Consider the following 21,316-nt stretch of genomic DNA (forward strand, 5'->3'; position numbering starts at 1 on the left):
CAGATCACTTCTTGATTCACTTGGCGAGGGATCACTTGGTGTGGATTACTTGGTTGGTTCGGTCAGCCACTGGCGGATGATGGCGACGGTTTCGTTGGGGTTGCGCTCGGCGAGCTCGCCGACGCGATGAACGGACTGGGCGTGGACCTGGCCCTGGATGGTGGCGACGTCGATCGCGCTGGCGGCGCCGCTCGGCAGCAGTGCCTGGCCGGCCGGCGCGGTCTCTTCCGAGGCCGCCGGGCCGGCGAGCACGCCGGAGATGGCGGCGGCGACTTCGTCGGAGGCCAGGATGCGCTTGACCAGCGGGCGGATCACCAGGAACAGCACGATCAGGCCGAGCAGCATCATCACGCCGAGCTCGACGAAGTACATGACGTCGTCCTTGGTGAACTGGAGCATGCCGAGGAAGCCGCCGGGCTCGCCGATCGGGGCAGTGGAGGGCGCATCCGCAAAGCGCAGATTGACGACCTCGACCTGGTCGCCGCGCTTCTGGTCGAAGCCGATCGCCGAGCGCACCAGCGTGGCGATGCGGTCAAGCTGCTCCTTGGTGCGGTCCTGATAGGCCAGCTCGCCCTTGTCGTTCTTGGAGTAGATGCCGTCGACAAGCACCGCGACCGAGATGCGGTTGACCCGGCCGGCTTCGGTCACCTCGGTCTTGGTGGTGCGGGAGATCTCGTAATTGTTGGTCTCTTCGGACTTCTTGCTCTGGTCCTTGGCCGCGACGCCGTTGTTCTGCTGGTTGCCGGGCAGCTCGTTGTTGACGGTGACCTGGCCGTTGTTGTCGGCGGTCATGCTCTGCTCTTCGCGGGTCTGGCTCGAGCGCAGCACGCGGCCCTCGGGGTCGAACTTGTCCGAGGTCTGGGTGATCTTGTTGAAGTCGAAATCGGCGGAGAGCTGGACACGGGCGCGGCCCGAGCCGACCACGGAGGAGACGATGTCCTCGACCTGCTTGCGCATCCGCTTCTCGAAGGAGATGCGGCGCTCGTCGCCGACCGCCTGCTCCGGATCGGTGGCGGCGCCGTCGGCGAGCAGCTGGCCGGCCTCGTCGACGATCGAGACCCGCTGCGGCTTCAACCCGTTGACGGCGGAGGCGACGAGGTGGCGGATGGCGCGGATCTGCTGGGCTTCCAGCGAGCCGCGGACGCGGACCACGATCGAGGCCGACGGCTCCGGCGCCTCGCGCGCAAACAGCGGGCGCTCGGGCAGCACCAGATGGACGCGGGCGGCCTGGATGCGGTCGATGGCGCGGATGGTGCGGGCGAGCTCGCCTTCCAGCGCGCGAAGGTGATTGATGTTCTGGACGAAGGAGGTGGTGCCGAGCGCGTCCGACTTGTCGAACACCTCGTAGCCGACGCCGCCGCCCTTGGGCAGGCCGCCCTCGGCGAGCTTCATCCGCAGGCGCGTGACCTTGTCCTTGGGCACCATGATGATGCTGCCCTCGTTGCGGATCTCGAACTGGATGCCCTGGCGTTCCAGGTCCTTGATAATGCCGGAGGAATCCTCGACGCTGAGGTCGGTGAACAGCGTCGTCATCTGCGGCGTGGTGACGCGCATGATGACGAACGCGAAAAAGCCGACGAGCGCGGCGGTGACCGCGATCATCGCCCCGAACCGGGCGGCGCCGATACTCTTCAAAAAGTCCGCAAGACCTTGCAAGCAACCGCCCCAACAGATTCGGCCGCTTTCACCGGAAAGGCCGACTGGGCAATTATTGCCTAGGTGATGGTTTCGATATGGTTAACGAAGGTTAAGAGGTCGGACAAAAGTCGCGCAAAGGGCGGATATGAAAAAAATCGGCCTCGCAGGGCGAGGCCGATTTTCGTCAAAAGCCGCAGATTTCCGGATCGCCTACTGGCGATATTGCTGGATGCGGGTGGTGCGAAGACCCGCCAGACCATGCTGGTCGATGGAAAACTGCCAGGAGAGGAATTCGTCGACCGTTAGGGTATAACGGCTACAGGCCTCCTCGAGCGAGAGAAGTCCACCACGGACGGCGGCGACGACTTCGGCCTTGCGGCGGATGACCCAGCGTTTGGTGCCGGGTGCAGGCAGATCCGCGATCGTCAACGGACTGCCGTCCGGCCCGATGACGTATTTTACCCTCGGGCGATGGGGTTCTGTCATGGCGTACTCACAAACTCTCAACCACTGAACTCACGCCCGTAACCCTACGCCCGGCGGCTTAAAAATCCGCTAAGCCTAAGGCTTCAATACAATTCTCGTTGAAAATGGCTGGAACGGTGCCGTGTCGGCCGGCGGAACGGTGATATCCGGGCCGGTCGAGGGGGAGTTCGTAAATACTTTACTAACGAATGGAGCCGCAGCGGGCTCTCTAGCCGTCGTCCCGGGGGCGCGCACAGCGCGAGCTATGATGTGCAATTGCGCATCTGAGGACCCATACCCCAGGAAGTAGCTTGACGATGCCTCGGGGTTACGACCTCACGCGAAAACGACTTGCTGTGGCTATGGATCCCCGCCCCCGTGCGCAATGGCGCACTAGGCGGGGATGACACCTGTACGTGGTGAGCGCGGCGCGCCCCTTTAATTGCTGCTGGTGGCGATGATGCTCTTCACTTGGCTCAGGGTGTAGCTGGCGCCGTCGATGGTGAGCAGGGGCGGCGACTGGGTCAGGTCGACCGACGACACGACGCCCTGCACCTGGGCGGCGATGCCGACATTGTTGTTCGCCACGTCCTTGCCCGTCGCCGTGATCGTATACTTGCCATCGGGCCATTGCGTGCCGTCATTGCCCATGCCGTTCCAGGTGAAGGGAATGTCGGTGCCGGCGGCGGCAGTATATTTGCCGGTGAACACGGTCTGGCCGCTGGCATTGGCGACGGTGATGTCGACGGTGGAGTCGGTCGGCACGTTGAGATGCCAGGTGGCTGTCGACTTGGTCATGGACGCGGTCGAGCCGTCGACCAGGGCGGTCTTGCCGACGAAGCCCAGCGCCTGGGTCGCCTGCGTGGTCTGCTGCAGGGTGACGAGCTGCGACAGCGCATCGTTGGTCTTGAGCTGCTGCTCGACGCCGGCGAACTGCACCAGCTGCTGGGTGAACTGGTTGGTGTCGAGCGGATCCAGCGGGTTCTGGTTCTGCAGCTGCGTGGTCAGCAGCGTCAGGAAGGTCTGGAAGTTGCCGGCGAGCGTCGATCCCGTGGTCGAGCTCAGCGAGTTCGACGAGGAGGATTTCGGGAGGTCGGTCGTCCCGGAGACGACAGCAGGAGCGGTAGCGCCAGTCGTGGTGGTCATGTCGGATACTCCTTTACACTCTGATGTCGACGCCGCTGCTCGGCCCGTACATGCGGCCATAGCCGCGCCCGACGGGTGCGGCAGCAGCGGTGTCGTCCTCGCTGATGATCAGCCGGCGGGCATTGCCGCCATTGTCGTTGTTCTGGCCGGAGTTCTGGCCCGATGAATTCTGGTCGCGCAGGCTGAAGGACAGCCCGTTGCTGCCGGACTTGAGGCCGGCATCGTCGAGTGCGCGCTGCAATTGCGGCGCGTCCTGGCGCAGCATCTGCAGCGTCTCCGGCTTCTCCACCGTGAGATGCGAGGTGACGTTGCCGTTGCGGTCGACATTGATGCGGACGTCGATGCGGCCGAGCTCGGCCGGGTCGAGGCTGATGTCGAAGCGGGACTTGCCGGAGCGGATGGCGGCCGCGATCTCGATCGGCACGCCGTTGATCGGCACCGCCGTCGCACTGGCCGCGGTCGCGGTCAGCGTCGCGGTCGAAGCGGACGCGGTCGAGGTCATGTTGGTCAGCGGCGCCTGCATCGCGGAGGCGGCCTGCGCGCTGGTGTCGGCGGTGTTGAAAGCGGCCTGCGCATTGGCATGGGCCTGGGCGGCCGGTGCGGCCGGGATCGCGTCGGGCGTACGGTCCGCTGCGCCGGGCTTCGCCTCGGTCACGCTGCCATCTGCCTGCGGCTTGGCGCTTTGCGCATGCGCGGCGGCATTGGCGGTCGCAGCGCCCGGCGCTTGCGTCGGGGCGGCGTTCGCCGCGCCGGCGTCCTGGCCGATATTGGAGACGTCGGACTGTCCTTGCGCGGTGACGACGGCGGCCTGGAACGAGGTCTTCGGCGTGCCCTGGTTGACGGGGATCAGCCCGCCGTTCGCCTTGGCGTCGGTCGTGGCCCCGTCGGTTGCTCCGGTCGCGGCATCGGCCAGCGTCGCGGTGGTGTCGGCATCGACCTTGGCGCCGGCGGTCTTGGCGCTCTTGTCGGCGGGCGTGGCGGTGTCGGTCTTGGTGCCCGCGATCTGCGCCGCGGTCGAAGCGCTGGCGGCGATGCCGGCGGCGGCGATCGTCAGCGGCGAGGCGGTGGCGGCCTGGTTCGCAGCCGCGTTGGGATCGGCCGGGACGACCGGCGCGGCAACCACGATCGCGTTCGGATCGGGCATGGCCTGTGCCGCGTCGGCCGGCGCCGTTGCTGCGGCATCGACGGCGGCGGTGAGCGTGTCGGTGCCCTCGGTCTGGTCGTCCTTGGTTTTCTCGGATGTGTCAGCCGATTTGGCGTCTGACGCCTCGGACTTGTCCTTGACCTTGTCCTTGGCCGTGCCGGCGTCCTTGGCCGCATCCGTGGTCGTGTCGTTTGCCTTGTCGTCCGTCTTGTCGTTCCTGGCGGGCGCGGATGTGTCGGTGTCGTCGCTCGCCCTGCTCTGCGAGGATTGATCCGTGGACGAGGTGTCGCGCGGGCCCTTGTCCGCGGAGGACGAATCGTTCCGCCGCGGCGCGCTATCCTGGGCCTGCGAGGCCGCATTGGTGTTGATCGCCTGGGTGTTGCTGTCGACCAGCGACCCGAAGGAGTCGTTCGCGGACGGCTCCCTGGTGCTCTGCGACCGCGCAGGCTTTTGCTGCGCGCTGGAAACTTGCACGCTGGCCACGACATCTGACGTACGACTGACCACAGGCGACCCCTTGGAAACATCTTCGGCATCAGGGGAGCAAGGAGCGGGCCAGTGCCCTTCCTGGTATATTTTTATAGCAAAATCAATATCTTATAGATTCGAGCCCGTCGCCGCAGGGCCCGCTGCGACCCCGCCATTTCTGCCTCCCCGGCAAGAATTGCCCTAAGCTGGCCGCCCCCGTGATTGCTTCACCGGAACGCCGCCTATATTAAAGAGGTTACTCTCAGCCGCCTTCGACCGGGCAGTCGTGCCTTGCGGGAACTAAAGTTCCCGGGGATCGACGACGTCCCGCGAGAAGCATGAAATCGCGGATCGCCGCACGCCGCCGTCACAACCCTTAAGGCCCATGCTCAACAGTCTGGATCTCGAAGGCCGTCCTGAGGACACCAGGGTCGTCGTCGCCATGTCGGGCGGCGTCGATTCCTCGACGACGGCTGCGCTCTTGAAGGCGGAAGGCTACGACGTCGTCGGCATCACGCTGCAGCTCTACGACCATGGCGCGGCGACCCACCGCAAGGGCGCCTGCTGCGCCGGCCAGGATATCCACGACGCCCGCGACGTCGCGGCAAAGCTCGGCATTCCCCATTACGTGCTCGACTACGAGGATCGTTTTCGCGAGTCCGTCATCGACAATTTCGCCGACAGCTACGCGCTCGGCGAGACGCCGGTGCCGTGCATCGAGTGCAACCGCAGCGTCAAATTCCGCGACCTCCTGAAGACCGCGCGCGAGCTCGGCGCGCAGGCGCTCGCCACCGGCCATTACGTCGCCTCGCGCCGCCGCGAAGACGGCTCGCGCGCGCTGGTCTGCGCCGCCGATGCCGACCGCGACCAGAGCTATTTCCTGTTTGCGACCACGCAGGAGCAGCTCGACTTCCTGCGCTTCCCGCTCGGCGACATGACCAAGCCCGAGACGCGCGAGCTCGCTCGCCGCTTTGGCCTCAGCGTCGCCGACAAGCACGACAGCCAGGACATCTGCTTCGTGCCGACGGGCCGCTACACCGACATCATCACGCGCCTGCGTCCGAATGCGATGGACCCCGGCGACATCGTCGATCTCGATGGACGCGTGCTCGGCCGGCACAATGGCATCGCCAATTTCACCGTCGGCCAGCGCCGCGGCCTCGGCATCGCGGCTCACGCGCCGCTGTTCGTGGTGCGGTTGGAGGCCGCCACCCGCCGCGTCGTCGTCGGCCCGCGCGATGCCCTGAAGATGCACCGCATCTCCTTGCGCGACGTCAACTGGATCGGCGGCGGCGACATCGACCGCGCCATCGGCGCCGGCCTCGAATTGTTCGTGCGCGTGCGTTCGACCCGCGCGCCGCAGCCCGCCTGGCTGCGCGGCAGCGATGGTCATTACGAGGTCGAGCTCGTCGCCGGCGAGGAGGGCGTCTCGCCCGGCCAGGCCTGCGTGTTCTACGACGCGCCCAGTGGGCAGGCGCGCGTGCTCGGCGGCGGCTTTATTCAAAGCGCCGCCGCGAAAGTCGCGACAGGCACGGCGAGGCCGCTCGCCGAAGCGGTGCGCGGCTAGCGCATGATCCGGAAAAGTGTGAAGCGGTTTTCCGACAAGATCATGCGCAAGACAAAAAGCTAATCTGGGGCAGGGCAGGGGGCATGGCAGCAGACATCTCGCGGGCCGGGGTCGAGAAGGCCTATGGCCGCTGGGCGCCGGTCTATGATCTCGTGTTCGGCAAGGTGTTCGACGCCGGACGGCAGTCGACCATCGCGGAGGCCGACCGCATCGGCGGCCGCATCCTCGACGTCGGTGTCGGCACCGGCCTCTCGCTGTCGGACTATTCGCGCACCACGAAAATCTGCGGCGTCGACATCTCCGAGCCGATGCTGCGCAAGGCGCAGGCGCGCGTGCGTGCGCTACGCCTTTCCAATGTCGAAGTGCTCTCGGTGATGGATGCGAAAAACCTCGCCTTCCCCGAAAACCTCTTCGACGCGGTGGTGGCGCAATATGTCATCACCGCCGTGCCCGATCCCGAAGGCACGCTCGACGAGTTCGTGCGCGTGCTCAAGCCCGGCGGCGAGCTGATCCTCGTCAACCACATCGGCGCCGAAACTGGCCCGCGCAAACTGTTCGAGCTCGCCTTCGCGCCCGTCGCCCGCCGCCTCGGCTGGCGCCCGGAATTCCCGTGGGCCCGCCTCGAGGGCTGGGCCGCCAGGCACGGCGGCGTCACGCTCGCCGAGCGGAGGCCGATGCCGCCGATGGGCCATTTCTCGCTGATCCGCTACGTAAAGTCATAATCGCGACCGCTGCGGCCGTGTGTCGCTCAGTGCGATCGCATTCGAGAGCAGCTTCCCCGCGGCACATCCTTCGAGACGCCCGCCTTTGGCGGGGCCTCAGGATGAGGGCGGAGTGCGCGGTAGCAGCTACACTGGTTGAGCCTCATCCTGACGTGACCGAGAAGCGGTCGTCTCGACGGACGAGGCGCTTGCTCAATCGTTCCCCCGATCACATCGCGCTTTGTCCGGGAACAGCCCACCCGCCCCGCGCGTTTCCCTCCCATGCGCACGACATCAAACATCATCCTGGCCAGCCTCCTGATCGCCGCCTCCGGCAGCGCGATCGCGCAGGCCCCGCCCGCCCCGGCGACGCCGCCGCAAGCGACCGCGCCGCCATCCCCGCAACATGCGGCCAATTGCACCCCGCAGGACCGCCCGAACCGCCAGGCCGATGGCACCACCACCGGCCAGTCCCGGGAACCGCTCGGCGACAAATTGGCAAAGTCCGACGGCGTGCTCTGCCCGCCCGCGGGCGTCGACCCCGAAATGCACGCCCCGGCCCCCGAGGCCGGCGGCAACACTCCGGTCATCCCGCCCCCCGGCAGCCCCGGCGGCAACCCGAACGTTAGGCCGAAATAAGGGATTTCACGCCTCTCGCGCCCTTCGCCTCTCCCCGCCTCCAGGAGAGGCCGGAGCGCATCGCAGATGCGATCCGGGTGAGGGGACTCTCCACGAGTCCGGTCCTCAAACGGGCAAATCCGGCGCCCAAATCGGCCTTTTCTCGCCGACTTGTCCCGCCGAAGCCTTGGCGAAGGCGGAAGCTTTTGGCGAAGGCGGATTGACTTCCCGCCGCCCCCTTCTTTATATGCCGCGCGTTCGCGAGATCGGCCGTAGTCGCCGTTCGCGATCCCTGTGGCGGGGTAGCTCAGCTGGTTAGAGCACGGGAATCATAATCCTGGGGTCGGGGGTTCGAGTCCCTCTCCCGCTACCACCTTTCCCCACACTCCTCTTACGTGGTTAGGATAGGCCTTTTCCCCGAGCAGGGCATTTAACCGGCCTGCTATCTCCACGGCTACACCACCTGGGCGCGCTGGATCGCGGAACACAGTGACCGTCTCGACCAGGTCTCTGATGGCTTCTGCGGCCTCTCCGTCGCCCGCACCGGCACCTTTTGCTAGTGCTTCTTCAAGCCGACCGAGTTGATCCTCATATCGTTTGAGGATGGCAGGATGCAGCGAGATCGGGGCGAGCGGTTCACTCTGCAACTCCTCGGATATCCGCTTTCGTTTGGCATCCAGTGCGGTTGATCGCGGTCCGAGAACAGACGGATCGCCATGTCCTTTCGCGATCGCATCCACCAGTCGTTCTATTTCCCGGTTCAATTGCCCAAGCTGCTGCTCAAGGCGCTGCCGCTTTGCGTTTGATGTAGCTGCGAGGCGCTTCCGCTCCTCTAGATATGTTCGCACGTACTCCGAAAGAACGTTCGGCGCACGCAATTCGGCCTTCAGCCCGCCGAGGACTGCACTCTCGACCGTGTCTAAATAGAACGTCTTGGCGTCAGGACACGTGCCACTTTCGGTGGCCGCCGAGCAGCGAATCCGAACGCGCCCCGATTTGTCCCGTCCATTCGTTGCCATACCCGAGCCGCATGAACCGCAATGGAGTAAGCCAGATAGCACCCGACGGGGCCGACGTTGATGGCTGGGGTGGCCGTGGCTGCGCTCCCCTTTGCGTTGCTGGGCAGCTGTGAACAACTCTGGCCTGACAATTGCCAGATGCGGCACTTCAGCAATCTGCCAGTCACTCCTCGGATTCGGTCGTGACAGGCGCTTTCCCGAGTCGGGATCTTTCACCATCCTGACCTTGTTCCAGACGAGGCGCCCTACATAAAGCTCGTTCTGCAGAATTCCGGCGCCACGCTGAACGTTGCCATTGATGGTTGAAGCATTCCATGCGCGCCCTCGCGGAGGTGATACCCTTTCCTTGTTGAGATCGTGTGCGATCTCGCGAGGCGTTCGGCCGTCCACGTATTCCTGAAAGATGCGCCGGATCACTTGTGCCTCGGTCTCGAGGACGACCCGTTCGCCGCTTTTTCCGGCAACCGCGGCGTATCCGTATGTCAGGCCACCTCCAGCCAAACCTTGCTTGACCCGCCCTGCTTGGCCACGACGCACCTTGTGAGCGTTGTCTTCACGATAAAGTTGTCCGACCAAGCCGCGAAGGCCGACCAGCACGGTGTTGACAACACCTTCGTGAACCGCCCGGATCTCGATTCCCAGAAAAGACAGCCGCTTATGGATGCCTGCGAGATCTTCCATGTCGCGAGAAAGACGATCGAGCGCTTCGACGATTACTACGTCAAAGGATCTCTCCCGCGCTTGGTCCAACATCTGAAGAAGGCCTTCGCGTCCCATGACTGAGCCACCCGAACGGGCCCGATCCTCATAGGTGCTGAGAACAGTTAAGCATTCGCGCTCGGCATAGCTCCGACAAAGTGAAAGCTGATCCTCAATCGATCTCTCGTTCTGTAGATCGGTTGAGAATCGAGCATAGATCGTCGCTCTCTTCCTTATCGCTTCGATCGATGAGCTGTCTTTCATGATCTTCCCTCGCGGCCACACGGGCAAGTACTCGCGCGAGACGTAAGATCGCCTTGTCTGGATTCGTCTGCAAGGAAAAAATGCGATCGGCTTCCCGCACGATCGAACCTTTAGGCCATCGCGCAGCTCAACGAGGTGCACGCACCTGCGCTGGGGCCAGTCGATAAGACGTGAGGGGAACTGATCATTTCGAACATCCTGCTCGGATGAAAACTGAGTGCAACGGCCGCTATGAGCTCGTCGTGCAATCGGATGCCCAGGCGAAGAAAAAGAGAGGAGCCAATGGCTTTGCTGGCGCGGAATTGATACGCTTGGAAGCGCACGCCCTCTCCATCTATCGAATACCTGAGTGGAAACTCCGGGCCTCGCCAGAGCTCTATTCCGGCCATCGATTTCGCCACCAACTCGGCGTGATTAGAGCCAGTAGCTAGACCTTAGGCCAGGAGGTGGTGGGGCTCAACGGTCCTTAGGCAGGTCTATCCAGCGAGCGGAAATGGCCTGTGAGGGGGAGACACCGATCAAATCTGGGAGGTGCCTTTGCGAGACCGGCTTCGAAGATACACTTAGAAAGACTCTCATAGCGCGCAACCGCAATAAGCATATGGCCCGGTACGATTTTCTGCCGAATTTTTGTCTCAGATGTATAGCCAATTCTGCGAAATGCCTTCAGGTTCTGACATTTTGATATTCCTGAGAGTTGGCCGGTGGCTTCACGTGCGCTCCAATGATGCGGAAGTCGCGAAGATCCGTGCCTACTGTGAACAAGCCAGAAGCTCCTCATTGTCCCTCGCGATAAGCGGCGTCAGGCTTGGGTGCGGGGGCAGGAGTGGTCGGCAAAACGACTCGTTTTCACTTCAGTTTCTTCTTGGTAACCAGCTCAACCGACCAAATCTGGCGGGTGCCTTGCGGGACTTCTCTACGATAAAAGGCAGAGCGCCCCGGGCAGCCGCCCAAGGGTGCTAGGTGGCAGCGTTGCAGCACCGTGACGCTGGCGAGCCAAGTGGCGCACGTGATAGGGACAGCGCTTTCCAAGGGGCCTCTTCGACGAGCGCCGAGTCACATCGTCATTTAACTCCGTTGGCAGCGCGGAGCCGGTAGTTTCAGAGCTTTGAACAGCGCGGAGAGCCGGCCCGCGCTGCCTCCCCTCTTGTTCTAGACCTTCCGGGCTCGGAATACTTCAAAACATTAACAGGTGAGCCATGCCCGATCCCTGCCCGTCGATTCCTCTCAGCCAGAGCCTTGAGACGCTGAAAGGCGGGCAGCCGTTACGTGCGGTGCGTCGCTCTCGCGATCTGCTGCATAAGTGGGCGGACACGTTCCTTGGCAAGCGACATCATGAGCCGAGGCGGCTGCCGAACGATACCTAGCGCCGCTGAGATCGCTTCTGTCACCAATGGACAACGTCTCTGATCTCGATCTGCGACGTCGATTTGCGCCCTCTTAAACCGATAGGTTACAGCTTCCTTGATCCCGGCTCAGCTGCAGAGGACGCCGAATTATGCTGGTGGCGCCAAACGGCGCCGATAGATGCGCGCCTTTGCGATCCGGCAGGCGAGCGGATCTTTGCAGCGCAGACAGATATCACAGATGAGTCGGGATTTTTGGCGAGAGCGAAGAGGCAAACGCGTAAATCAAATAGTCTACCGCAGCATTGCAGAGCAACAAGCTCCTTTCCAATCGTCGTCGCCAAACAAATCTGGCAGATCCTAAGGCCGACGACGGCGGCAACGCACTTCTCTTCCGCGCCCAGTTCCGCAGCCGATGCCGCACATTCACAATTGCCATATTCCCAGTTATTCCGCAGAGTCCCGACGAAGCAAAATGGTGCCATAGCGTTGACAAACCGGCAGACGCGACTTTCAAAGCTATGCTGAGCACAGATAACATCAAGACTGATCGCCTCCCAGCCTCACAAGTTGAGGCCGCGCCAATTCTCGTAATCCATCACGAAAGATCCTGCGGGACTTCGGAGCCACGCGCTGACAGTACGCAAAAAGGCCCGGCTGCATTGCGGCTTTGCTGGCGTGGCTTCATTTTGGGAGCGAAAGCCGTTCGGTCGACCGCGAGAGAAGGAATTGACCGATGCTTAGTGATAAGAAGGGCATGGAGGCTTGCGCCTCTCTACAGATCAAAGGCTCTGCTCGACAACGAGCTGTTCGCCGCGAACTTCATCGCGCAACTGCGCTTCAGCGAGCTTGCCGCAGACGCCAGCTCGAGGGACAAACGCCTCGAAGCCAACGCTCGCCGCCGCAAGCTGTGGTGGCCATACCTTGGTCTCTCGCAAGCAAAGGGAGGGTGGAGGTGCTGGGGAACGAGAGGTTCGCCAGAATCGCGAACGGCGCCGGGAGCTATATCGGCGCGACAAAGCCGCGGTGTAGTGAGGGGCTCCAATGCTTGTACGCAAAGATGCTCTGCAACGGCGTAACGGAGCGCCTGATACCCCCGATACCCGGCATGAAGCGTTCTGCCGTCATGCAAGGTAAGAAGCTCACAGTGGACGGCATGAGCCACATCGCTGCGGTCTCGTTAACGGCCGCGTCTCGCTGGCGCTCGACGGTGAGACATTGGTTTATGAACCGACGCGAACTAAGAACCTTGCTGAGGTGACGACGAAACCCGATGTCGCGACGCAGTGGAGACAGCGTCGCGAGAGTGTCTCGCCCGCACCGATTTTGGAGTCGGGGACCGCGTCATGGCGCCGAAGAATGTTAACAAGAATTCTATCGCTGCGCCGATCGACGATGCGCGAACCGTCATCACAGTTGGGTGGCGAGTGATCAGGGGTGCGCAAGATCGCCCCCATAGATAGCGCTAGGCGGTCGGCGCAAAACACCCTCCGCTTGTCGAGGAGCTGCCTCAAGTCTTGTTGCCATTCCTAACTTAGGCCACTTCACGACGGCAGGACATGCCAGCTCGCGCCATCCGCGTTGTGGCGAAATGCTGCGGCTGGCCGATGCTTTAGGGTGCGCTCGGTTTTTTTACTTACGGCAGCTGATACCGAGATGTGGCAAAATAGCGGCGACCCAGCGTCGTCTGATCGTTCGGGAAGACTGAGCGGCGTTAACTCGCCAGGTCTTCAAGTTTGACCAACAGTTTCTCCATTGCTGTGCATCACTACCAATGCTGGTAGGTCACCCGACGCCGCTCTCTCGCTAAAGTCCCACTGCCCTGAGGCGACGGGCCTCACGGGAAAGCCGGGTGGGTTAGCCTTGTGATCCCCGAGGCTGACTACTGAGCCAGCGGCACGTGACAGGGACAGCGCCTTCCTTCCTCCAATGGAGAGTGCCGAGTCATGTCGCCCCTAGGTTTCCGGCGAAGCGGATGCGGCAAATAGCGCATTTATCCACCGTCCCCCGGTGGGTATAGGCGCCGAGTCGCATCCGCGCTGCTTTCTCTCGAACTCGCCAATTGCGTCTAGTTTTCGCTCCTTACCGGCTGATCGGCGTGATCGAGTTCAGTAACGGATTTTGACAAATCGGGACCCAATCGTCCTCGACACGCGAAACCAGCGTGGAGCGCGACCCGGTAAGCGGCGCGACGTGTTTGGGTTCGAAAGCAAATAGATGCGCGATCCGAATGGCCAATCCTAGAGCCGCACGAGCCGGGGGAGTGAGGTCATAGCGGCGATCAGTCGCAAACGTGCAGTGGATTGGCTGAGCGTCAATCCGGCGCCTGGCCCCGGGTGCGGCTGCCGCCGATCGCAAGCGCGCCGAATGGCTATTGTCCGAGGCGTAAACGTCGATATTGCTGCCGACGGCAAGCGGCCCACATGGCCTTTTGTTTTGTAATTGCTGCGCAGCTCTGTCAGCTTTCGGTAAGCCAGCCCCGATAAAGAATCGTTAGGTTTAACGGGGGCGTGGCAGCGACAGCGCATGAGCTGAAGGACCACCATGTGCCGAGTCACGCTTCCGTTAAGCTCATTGCACTGCGGATGCGGCAGAATAGTGCCTCATGATGCCCCCAGGCCGTCAGGCGCCGAGCCGCGACCGCCCCGCTTCCAACTCGCGGATTAGTTCTCGTTCTGTCGATTTTGCTCCTTTTGCGAGCGATAAGCTCCCGATCAGCTTCTTGCCTCCACTTCAAGCTGAGTTTGGAACAGTTAGCTGGATGGCAGGGACAGCGGTGCCCCTGTGTATGCGTGGGGGGCCAGCGCTGAGTCAAGTTCTGCTAAGTTCAACTGGCAGTGCGGGCGGGGTAGGGACAGCGTCTGCTCCAGCGCAACCAAACGACGCCGAGTCGCGCTCGCACTGCTTCCGATAATCATCAGCAACACTCAGGAACGGAAAGGAGATTGCCTGGCTGAATTCCGCCCGCTGTTGTCTTGATGCAATTGTCTCCGCCATGTGTGGCGACAACGGCGCCGACAGCCTCTCCGATTCTTCAACGCGGTACTCCCTGTCGCGGGGTTTCGAGGCCTCGGATGATCTTTCCAACGGACTGCTTCTATCGCGCTTCGTCTGGATTTACTCCGCCAACATTCTTGCATCCCTCATGTGCGTTTGGCCCATCATTCTTGTTTATGCAACGAGCACGTGTCTGGACCTGCTGGTGTCTCCAGTTTCTTCAAGGCAAAGACCCAGCTTAGAGAGGCGCCGATGAGGACGGGACCGACCGATTTTGGTAGGTGCCCTTCGTTACTTCTCGAAGATACAGCTTGGTAGCCCTTGAGAATTTGAGCCTCTTGGGAGCAAAGGTGGCCAGCCTCAGTCTTTGTAACCGGGTTGCCACCAGCGCTTGCGACACCATGCCCACAGGGCAGCTACAGGCCAACAAATGCATACATTCGAGCGGCATATCGCGTCCCTGCGGTCGCAAGCGCTTGCGGTGCTTGTAGCCAATCAGGTCCGTGCCGCCGATCAGTCGCTGGGACTATCAGATCGCAAGGTCGCGACATTAAACATCGACGAAGTTCGGGCGATGCTAGCCATACTCGATTGCATGAAACCCAACCTGCGGCCCAACGAAGCACGGCAGATCGCCGCGCGCATACGCGCGCTTTTAGAGGAGCCGCCCGGGTGTCAGCCGGTTCGGGTAGGATGTCTGTGAGGCCACTAGTGGGAGCTTTCGGTAGGTTGTCCAACCGGACCTGTACGAGGTAGAGAAAAGTTGTCAAAGCTTTAGCCCACTCCCGAAGGATCGATGGACACCCACAAGGATGCGCCTCTGACGCCGAAAGGCTGAGAGGCCATGGCGCGGAGCGTCATCGTAGATGGCCTGACAAAGCTGCAACCGCGCTGCACTTTGATATTTCGGCGAAGACCGTCGCCAAGTCGGTCAAGCGTTCGCGAGGCAGGCGTCGATGGACCGTGACCGCTCCACAAGACCTTTTTCATGCCAAGCCAAACCCTGCCTACCACATGCGCCGAAGGAGTGCGACGACAGCGCCACACAAGCAAATGGATCGCAACCGAGGCCGGCTTGTCGCCGGCGACTGCCAGCCCTATCCAGCGGCGGCTAGGATTGAGCGAATTGCGTCCGGCCGAGCCGATGCGGCGCTATGAACGTGAACATCCGGGCGACCTGATTCAACGAAATCAAAACAAGCTCTGCAAGTTCAACCGTGTAGGCCATCGATCAACATGTGGCGGAATCGACAGAGCAGCCGGCGGCTCGCCGCGAAGAGCCTGGCGGAGATTATCTCGAAATCTGTCTGGACGATGCCTCCCGAAATTCCTTCAGAAAGGTGATGAAGAGCGAGCGACAGGCAGCGCCGTGGTCCTCCTCAAGGCTGCGTTCGCCACAAGCCTCCGCATCAAGGTCACCGCGTCATGACCCTGGCTGTGTGAAAAGCCGCGAGTCGGCTGGGATTCTTCCGTTCCCTGATGGGGGATACGGATGGGACGCTTCGTTGAAGGCGCGGACAGATCCCAGATGACGCTCTTGCCGGAATGTCTGGAGGATCGGGTAAGCGAGGACAACGCGGTCCGTGTAATCGATGTGTTTGTCGAGGCGCTCGATCTGTACAGACTGAACTTTGAGCCTGTGATCGCCATGGAGGCGTGCCGCAATATCGAGGTGGTGTGGCTGATCGGCCGCCTGGCTCCCGATCATAAGACGATCGCCGATTTCTTCCGGAAGGACAATGGTGCGGCGATCAGGAAGGTTTGTGCGAAGTTCATCGCACTATGCCGGCAGATGGGCCTGTTGCAGACGCCAAGCATCGCAATCGACGGCAGCAGTTCAAGGCGGTGAACAACCGCGACCGCAACTTCACGCATGCCAAGATGGCGAGGCGGATGGCGTAGAGCGAGAAAAGCGTCGGTCGATATCTGCGTCAACTCGATAGCGCCGATCGGCAGGAGCCATCGGAAGCGATCAGCATTAAAATGATGAGGATCAGGGAAAAGATCGCTCGGCTGAAGCAGGAGATGAGCCGCCTGGAAGTGCTTGAGCGCAGATGTGCGGCGTCCCGCGGCGCTTTGTGCGGCAGCCTACGTCGGCTCAACGCGGCTGATCGACAACGTAATACTGGGGTTGCCAGCTCGGTAGCGCTATGCGTGGCTAAACCGCGCGCAGCATATTGAGCGGCAAGGAATGCTCAAGGCACTGCTCGGAAAAGGGGCGTCGAGCTGGTAGCCAAAAGCCAACTCCGAGGCGACTTTGTTTAGCGACTTAGCGAAGCGATAACGCGTGCATACGGAATATTATGGGGCCGAGAACTTTGTGTCCTGCAACATCACGAGTTGCGCAATGGCGATCAGCACCAGTTCGACAAACGTTGGTATAGTGCTTTGCAGCCTAGGCTATATCACCCATTTACCTTTGTAGAGTTGAGCACCCGTCAGATCGTTTGTACTTTCGATGTTGAACCTGGATCATTCGGTCTGCGGGTCAGTGCGAAACCTGAACTGATGTCTTGCTATAAGTCGTTGAGTTCCGATCAGGTGTCGGACCTTTGGCCGATTGCGCGCAAAAAGACAGGGGCTTTATAGAAGGTGCCCACCATCGAGATCGCGATCTGCCATCAGAGCAACGGAATACATTCACTCGAGCGACGAAGATGCAAGCGAAGGATGGGGCGTCCGAGCTCGCGAGCACGTGAGCCCTTAGAGTAGCCAATAGCACGTCCCTCATACTGGGGGCTCTAACACAGCCGCCGCATTGTGATCATTGCCGCTTGAATTTGCATCCCACTCTTGAATCGGGTCGATATGGCATTTACCGAGCTTTTCATCAGACGTCCGGTGTTGTCTATTGTTATCAGTTCCTTGATTTTGCTGATTGGCCTGCGCGCGGCCACCGTACTGCCGATCCGGCAATATCCCAAGCTATCCAATACGGTCGTCACTATCTCGACTTCCTATCCTGGCGCCTCCGCCGACCTGATCCAGGGGTTCATCACCACTCCCCTGGAGCAGGTAGTCGCGTCCGCTGAGGGCGTCGACTACATCAATTCCTCGTCTGTGCTTGGTATCTCGACCATCAAAGTCTACATCAAGCTCAATTTTGATCCCAACGAAGCGCTTACGGAGGTGCTCGCCAAAGTCAATTCAGTCAAATACTTGATCCCGAAGGAGTCAAACGATCCGGTCGTCACTAAGTCGACCGGTCAGGCCACCGCTGTCATGTATATCGCCTTCTCCAGCGAGGAACTGGCGGCCAGCGCGATCTCCGACTACCTCTCGCGCGTCGTACAACCCGTTATGTCAACCGTCGACGATGTCGCAGCGGCAGACATCCTGGGGGGCCAGAGCTTTGCGATGCGGCTATGGCTCGATCCTGGGAAAATGGCAGGGTACGGCGTGTCGCCAGCCGAAGTTTCGGCTGCAATCGCGGCTAACAACTTCCAGGCCGCTGCCGGCCAGACCAAGAGCTATTTCACTATCTCCGATGTCACGGCAAACACGGATCTGCGGAGTGTCGATGAATTCAAGCGCATGATCGTCAAAGCCAATGACGGTGGTTTTGTGCGCATGGAGGACATTGCGGTAGTCGAGCTTGCCGCGCAGACCGCAGACACTAGCGTCGCAATGAACGGGGAGCACGCGGTTTTTATCGGCGTTCAGGCGAGCCCGCAAGGCAATCCGCTAAACATAGTGCGAGGCGTTCGGGCGCTGTTCCCAGAAATGGAGCGTAACCTGCCGCCGTCACTGAAGATGAAAGTGGCCTACGACGCCACCAAATTCATTCAATCGTCGATCGATGAAGTGGAGAAGACGCTCATCGAGGCCGTCGTCGTCGTGGTGGTAGTAATCTTCCTATTCCTGGCCTCGCTGCGGTCGGTCATCATTCCTGTGATCACTATTCCGTTGTCGCTCGTCGGTGTCTGCAGCATGATGCTGGCGCTGGGGTTCTCATTCAATCTTCTGACTCTCCTTGCGATGGTTCTCGCGATCGGTCTCGTGGTGGATGACGCGATCGTGGTGGTGGAGAACATTCATCGCCATTTAGAAGAAGGTGCGCCGCCCCTACAGGCTGCCATAAGGGGCGCGCGCGAGATCGTTGGCCCCGTTATCTCCATGACGATTACCTTGGCTGCGGTGTATGCCCCAATCGGATTTCTCGGCGGCCTCACTGGTGCGCTGTTCCGCGAGTTCGCGTTTACGCTAGCGGGAGCGGTGATCGTGTCGGGCGTGATCGCCTTGACGCTGTCGCCGCTGATGTGCTCGCTCTTCCTGAGGCGCGCTGACGGGGGGCGGTTTGCAAGATTTGTGAACCGCGGGCTCAGCGCCATCACACGATGGTACGGCCACAAGCTCGACCGCTCGCTCGACTATCGTCCGATTACCGGCCTGTTTGCCCTGACTATGCTGGGCCTCGTCGGCTTTCTCTATATGCATACTTCCAAGGAACTCGCACCCGAGGAGGATCAAGGTATCGTATTCGCTCTAACCAAGGCGCCGAAATATGCCAATATCGACTACCTCGACTATTACGGCGCCAAGCTTGAACACGCGCTCCAGAAATTTCCAGAGACTGATTTGAGCTTTGTACTCAATGGCGTTAGCGGCCAGCAGACTGGCATAGCCGGCATGCTGCTCAAGCCATGGGACGAGCGCAAGCGATCATCCATTGCGCTAAAGTCCCTTATCCAGGCCGAGCTGTCCAAAATCGAAGGCATTAACGCGTTTGCCTTTAGCTTGCCGCCGCTTCCTGGCGGTTCGGATGGCCTACCCGTGCAGATGGTGATCAATTCGACGCTGGGCTTCCAATCCGTCTACGAGGAGATGTCGAAGCTGAAGGATGCCGCGCGGAAGAGCGGTCTGTTCATGGTGAGCGACTCCGACCTCGAGTTCAACCAGCCGGTGGTACGAATCAAGGTTGATCGATCCAAGGCCAACGAGCTTGGCATCACCATGCAGACAGTCGGTAACGCGCTCGCCACTCTACTTGGCGGAAACTACGTCAACCGCTTCAATTTACAGGGCCGCTCCTACCAGGTGATCCTGCAGGTGCCACGCGAGGAACGCCTGGCGCCGCAAGCAATCGGGAGCTATTATGTGAAGACTGCGACGGGCTCGATGCTCCCGTTGTCTACCATAGTCTCCATCGAGGCTGCGACCGATCCAAACGCGCTCACACACTACAACCAGCTCAACTGCGCGACCTTTCAGGCCGTGCCGATGCCCGGCGTCACGATCGGGCAGGCCGTGGACTTCTTGGAAGCCGAGGCGAAGAAACTGCCCGCAGGCTTCAGCCACGACTTCCTCGCCGACGCCCGCCAATATGTGCACGAGGGTAACCAACTGGCCGTTACCTTTGCATTTGCACTCATAATCATATTCTTGGTGCTTGCGGCACAGTTTGAAAGTCTGCGCGATCCCCTCATCATCCTGATCAGCGTGCCGATGGCAATCGTCGGTGCGTTGATCCCGCCATTCTTTGGCTGGGCGACGATGAACATCTACACCCAGGTGGGACTGTTGACCCTGGTCGGTTTGATTTCCAAGCACGGCATCCTGATGGTTGAATTCGCTAATGAGCTGCAGCTCAAGGAGAGACTTGACCGTCGCTCGGCTATAGAGATGGCGGCGCGCGTCCGACTGCGTCCAATCTTGATGACAACTGCGGCAATGGTCACGGGCTTCATACCCTTGATGACCGTAACGGGAGCTGGCGCTGCGAGCCGCTTCTCGATCGGGCTCGTGCTCGTCGCGGGCATGTCCGTAGGTACGCTGTTCACGCTCTTCGTGCTGCCGGCGGTCTATGTCGCGATCGCGTCCGATCATCGTGCCGATGCGAGCTCCGGCCGCGCGAAGATCGCCGCCGAGCTCGACCTCACCGGCGCTGCTGATGCCCAGATGGGCTCGCAATGACGATGAAATCAATCCAGGTTCGCTCAGTGTAGTGAGCGAAGCAACCTGCGAGCGCTTCAAGCTCCCTTACGGATCGAGATCTTCACGCCCGTGGTGCCGAGCTTGGCGACCATCACGTGGGTGATAATCCGCGGCTGCTCCGCTAAGGTGAATTACAAAAAACTCGACCTCGCCGGGGAGAAGAGAATTCATGCTCTCCCGTAAAAGATGGCGTTGCCACTTATGCGACGGGCTCTTGAACGACAACTATTTGCTTCCGTCTGACGCGTGTTGCGTTGCTAGCTGAAAAAGATGACGCTGGTTTGAACGCCTTTAGGACTAATTGACACGAGTTCAATTCTCTGGACGAACGGGTCGAGAACGGTCGTCATCAGGAGCCCCGGATACATGGCCGACGCAGGTCATCATTGAGGTCTTCGTCAATGTCTACGTCCTTCTCGTCAATCTGAAGGGCGTGCCGGCAGCTTGAGACGAGTGTTTCCCATCTTGCTTCTCTTGCCGGGCGTTGCGCTCGGCGGCCATGCCTTGACCTCGCTCCAGCCGGGCTGGATCAAATTCGCCTACACGATCATTTTGTCCCTGATCGTGCTGCAAGCTGCGGGTTGACGCCGCCCTATCGAGGCAAGCTGGCGGATCCGCCGGCCATTCGGGTGGATGCTGGGTATCCTCTCGCTCGGTGCCGACTATCTCCGGCCCTCCCTTATCGATGTTGTTTAACAATCAGGCCTGGCTAAACACGAATTTCGCGCCGGCCTAGCCCTGGATTCGCGTAGTGGAATCGAGCGTGCCCCCTTCGTCTACTATCACCTCGGCTCGTTCCCGAGAGCGGCAGCTTGCTCTAGGTGTTTATACCCATTGTCATGCTTGACATCCTGCTGGGCTCCTACCTCCTGCGTCGGCTTGATCCGGAGATATTTCGACGGATCTGCTTGAGCTTTGATGCTGGTGTCGGTTTGTCGCTGGTGATGATCGAGCTTGATCTAGTGCAGAGCGCCTGGGCTTATAACGTGAGGGGCGGCGATACTGATGGATCTGTGCCTCCTACACCTGCTCCTTACCACCCACAGTCCGATTTGGTCGGAGCGACGGTCTCTGCGAACTGCGGATATCAGCGCTTGAACGATGCCGGCGGGCACCTCGGTGTCGAATGCGCGCGCGTCGTGGACCTGAGCGACGCCACCCTCTTCCGCGGCGCGATGATGTCATGGAAACTACCTGGCCGCCTGAAACCAGGAAGAATCGAATTTCAAAAGTACGGGCCGACATTGACGGCTTCCGCGTGATAGCGGTCTTGTATTGGTCCCGTGAGTCAGCGCCGTTACCCGTGAAGA

General features: G+C 61.0%; 11 protein-coding genes, 1 tRNA gene and 1 pseudogene. 8 read left to right on the plus strand and 5 right to left on the minus strand.

All coding sequences use genetic code 11. The annotated features are described in order from the left end of the window. Positions 1-45: 45 nt before the first annotated feature. The 4 genes from fliF to GA0061098_RS12060 all read right to left on the minus strand — a co-directional run bounded on the left by fliF (position 46) and on the right by GA0061098_RS12060 (position 4,900). Entirely contained in the window at positions 46-1,656 is a 1,611-nt protein-coding gene (gene fliF, locus GA0061098_RS12045) for a flagellar basal-body MS-ring/collar protein FliF (protein WP_091956519.1), read from the minus strand. A 192-nt stretch (positions 1,657-1,848) separates the two neighbouring features. Beyond that, on the minus strand, positions 1,849-2,124 hold the full coding sequence (gene sciP / locus GA0061098_RS12050) for a CtrA inhibitor SciP (RefSeq protein ID WP_002714638.1): 276 nt from the start codon (positions 2,122-2,124) through the stop codon (positions 1,849-1,851). Positions 2,125-2,541: 417 nt separating this feature from the next. Then, entirely contained in the window at positions 2,542-3,249 is a 708-nt protein-coding gene (locus GA0061098_RS12055; RefSeq protein WP_091956520.1) for a flagellar hook assembly protein FlgD, read from the minus strand. Between the two features lie 13 nt (positions 3,250-3,262). After that, a complete protein-coding gene (locus GA0061098_RS12060; RefSeq protein WP_091956521.1) occupies positions 3,263-4,900 on the minus strand; it encodes a flagellar hook-length control protein FliK in 1,638 nt (545 codons plus the stop codon). 346 nt (positions 4,901-5,246) lie between these two features. On the opposite strand from GA0061098_RS12060, the gene mnmA reads away from it, so the two are divergent. The 4 genes from mnmA (at position 5,247) to GA0061098_RS12080 (ending at position 8,120) form a co-directional block, all read left to right on the plus strand. Then, a complete protein-coding gene (mnmA, locus tag GA0061098_RS12065; RefSeq protein WP_091956522.1) occupies positions 5,247-6,428 on the plus strand; it encodes a tRNA 2-thiouridine(34) synthase MnmA in 1,182 nt (393 codons plus the stop codon). 83 nt (positions 6,429-6,511) lie between these two features. Then, positions 6,512-7,150 (plus strand): class I SAM-dependent methyltransferase, encoded by a 639-nt coding sequence (locus GA0061098_RS12070; RefSeq protein WP_091956523.1) that lies wholly within the window; start codon positions 6,512-6,514, stop codon positions 7,148-7,150. Between the two features lie 261 nt (positions 7,151-7,411). Next, a complete protein-coding gene (locus GA0061098_RS12075; protein WP_091956524.1) occupies positions 7,412-7,768 on the plus strand; it encodes a hypothetical protein in 357 nt (118 codons plus the stop codon). Positions 7,769-8,043: 275 nt separating this feature from the next. Then, a tRNA-Met gene (locus GA0061098_RS12080) sits at positions 8,044-8,120 on the plus strand. Between the two features lie 526 nt (positions 8,121-8,646). On the opposite strand, the pseudogene GA0061098_RS12085 reads toward GA0061098_RS12080, so the two are convergent. After that, a pseudogene (locus GA0061098_RS12085) lies at positions 8,647-9,729 on the minus strand (recombinase family protein); the annotation flags it as partial. 4,773 nt (positions 9,730-14,502) lie between these two features. On the opposite strand from GA0061098_RS12085, the gene GA0061098_RS45610 reads away from it, so the two are divergent. The 4 genes from GA0061098_RS45610 (at position 14,503) to GA0061098_RS46020 (ending at position 21,268) form a co-directional block, all read left to right on the plus strand. Next, the gene (locus tag GA0061098_RS45610; protein ID WP_091956527.1) at positions 14,503-14,775 is read left to right on the plus strand and encodes a hypothetical protein; all 273 of its coding nucleotides are present in this window, start codon (positions 14,503-14,505) and stop codon (positions 14,773-14,775) included. A gap of 789 nt (positions 14,776-15,564) precedes the next feature. Continuing rightward, on the plus strand, positions 15,565-15,921 hold the full coding sequence (locus GA0061098_RS12110) for a hypothetical protein (RefSeq protein WP_091956528.1): 357 nt from the start codon (positions 15,565-15,567) through the stop codon (positions 15,919-15,921). 959 nt (positions 15,922-16,880) lie between these two features. After that, complete coding sequence (locus tag GA0061098_RS12115) at positions 16,881-19,985, plus strand: efflux RND transporter permease subunit (protein ID WP_091956529.1); 3,105 nt, start codon at positions 16,881-16,883, stop codon at positions 19,983-19,985. 860 nt (positions 19,986-20,845) lie between these two features. Further along, on the plus strand, positions 20,846-21,268 hold the full coding sequence (locus GA0061098_RS46020) for a hypothetical protein (protein WP_245323235.1): 423 nt from the start codon (positions 20,846-20,848) through the stop codon (positions 21,266-21,268). Positions 21,269-21,316 lie beyond the last annotated feature (48 nt).

This window comes from Bradyrhizobium shewense (genome assembly GCF_900094605.1).
GTDB classification, from domain to species: domain Bacteria; phylum Pseudomonadota; class Alphaproteobacteria; order Rhizobiales; family Xanthobacteraceae; genus Bradyrhizobium; species Bradyrhizobium shewense.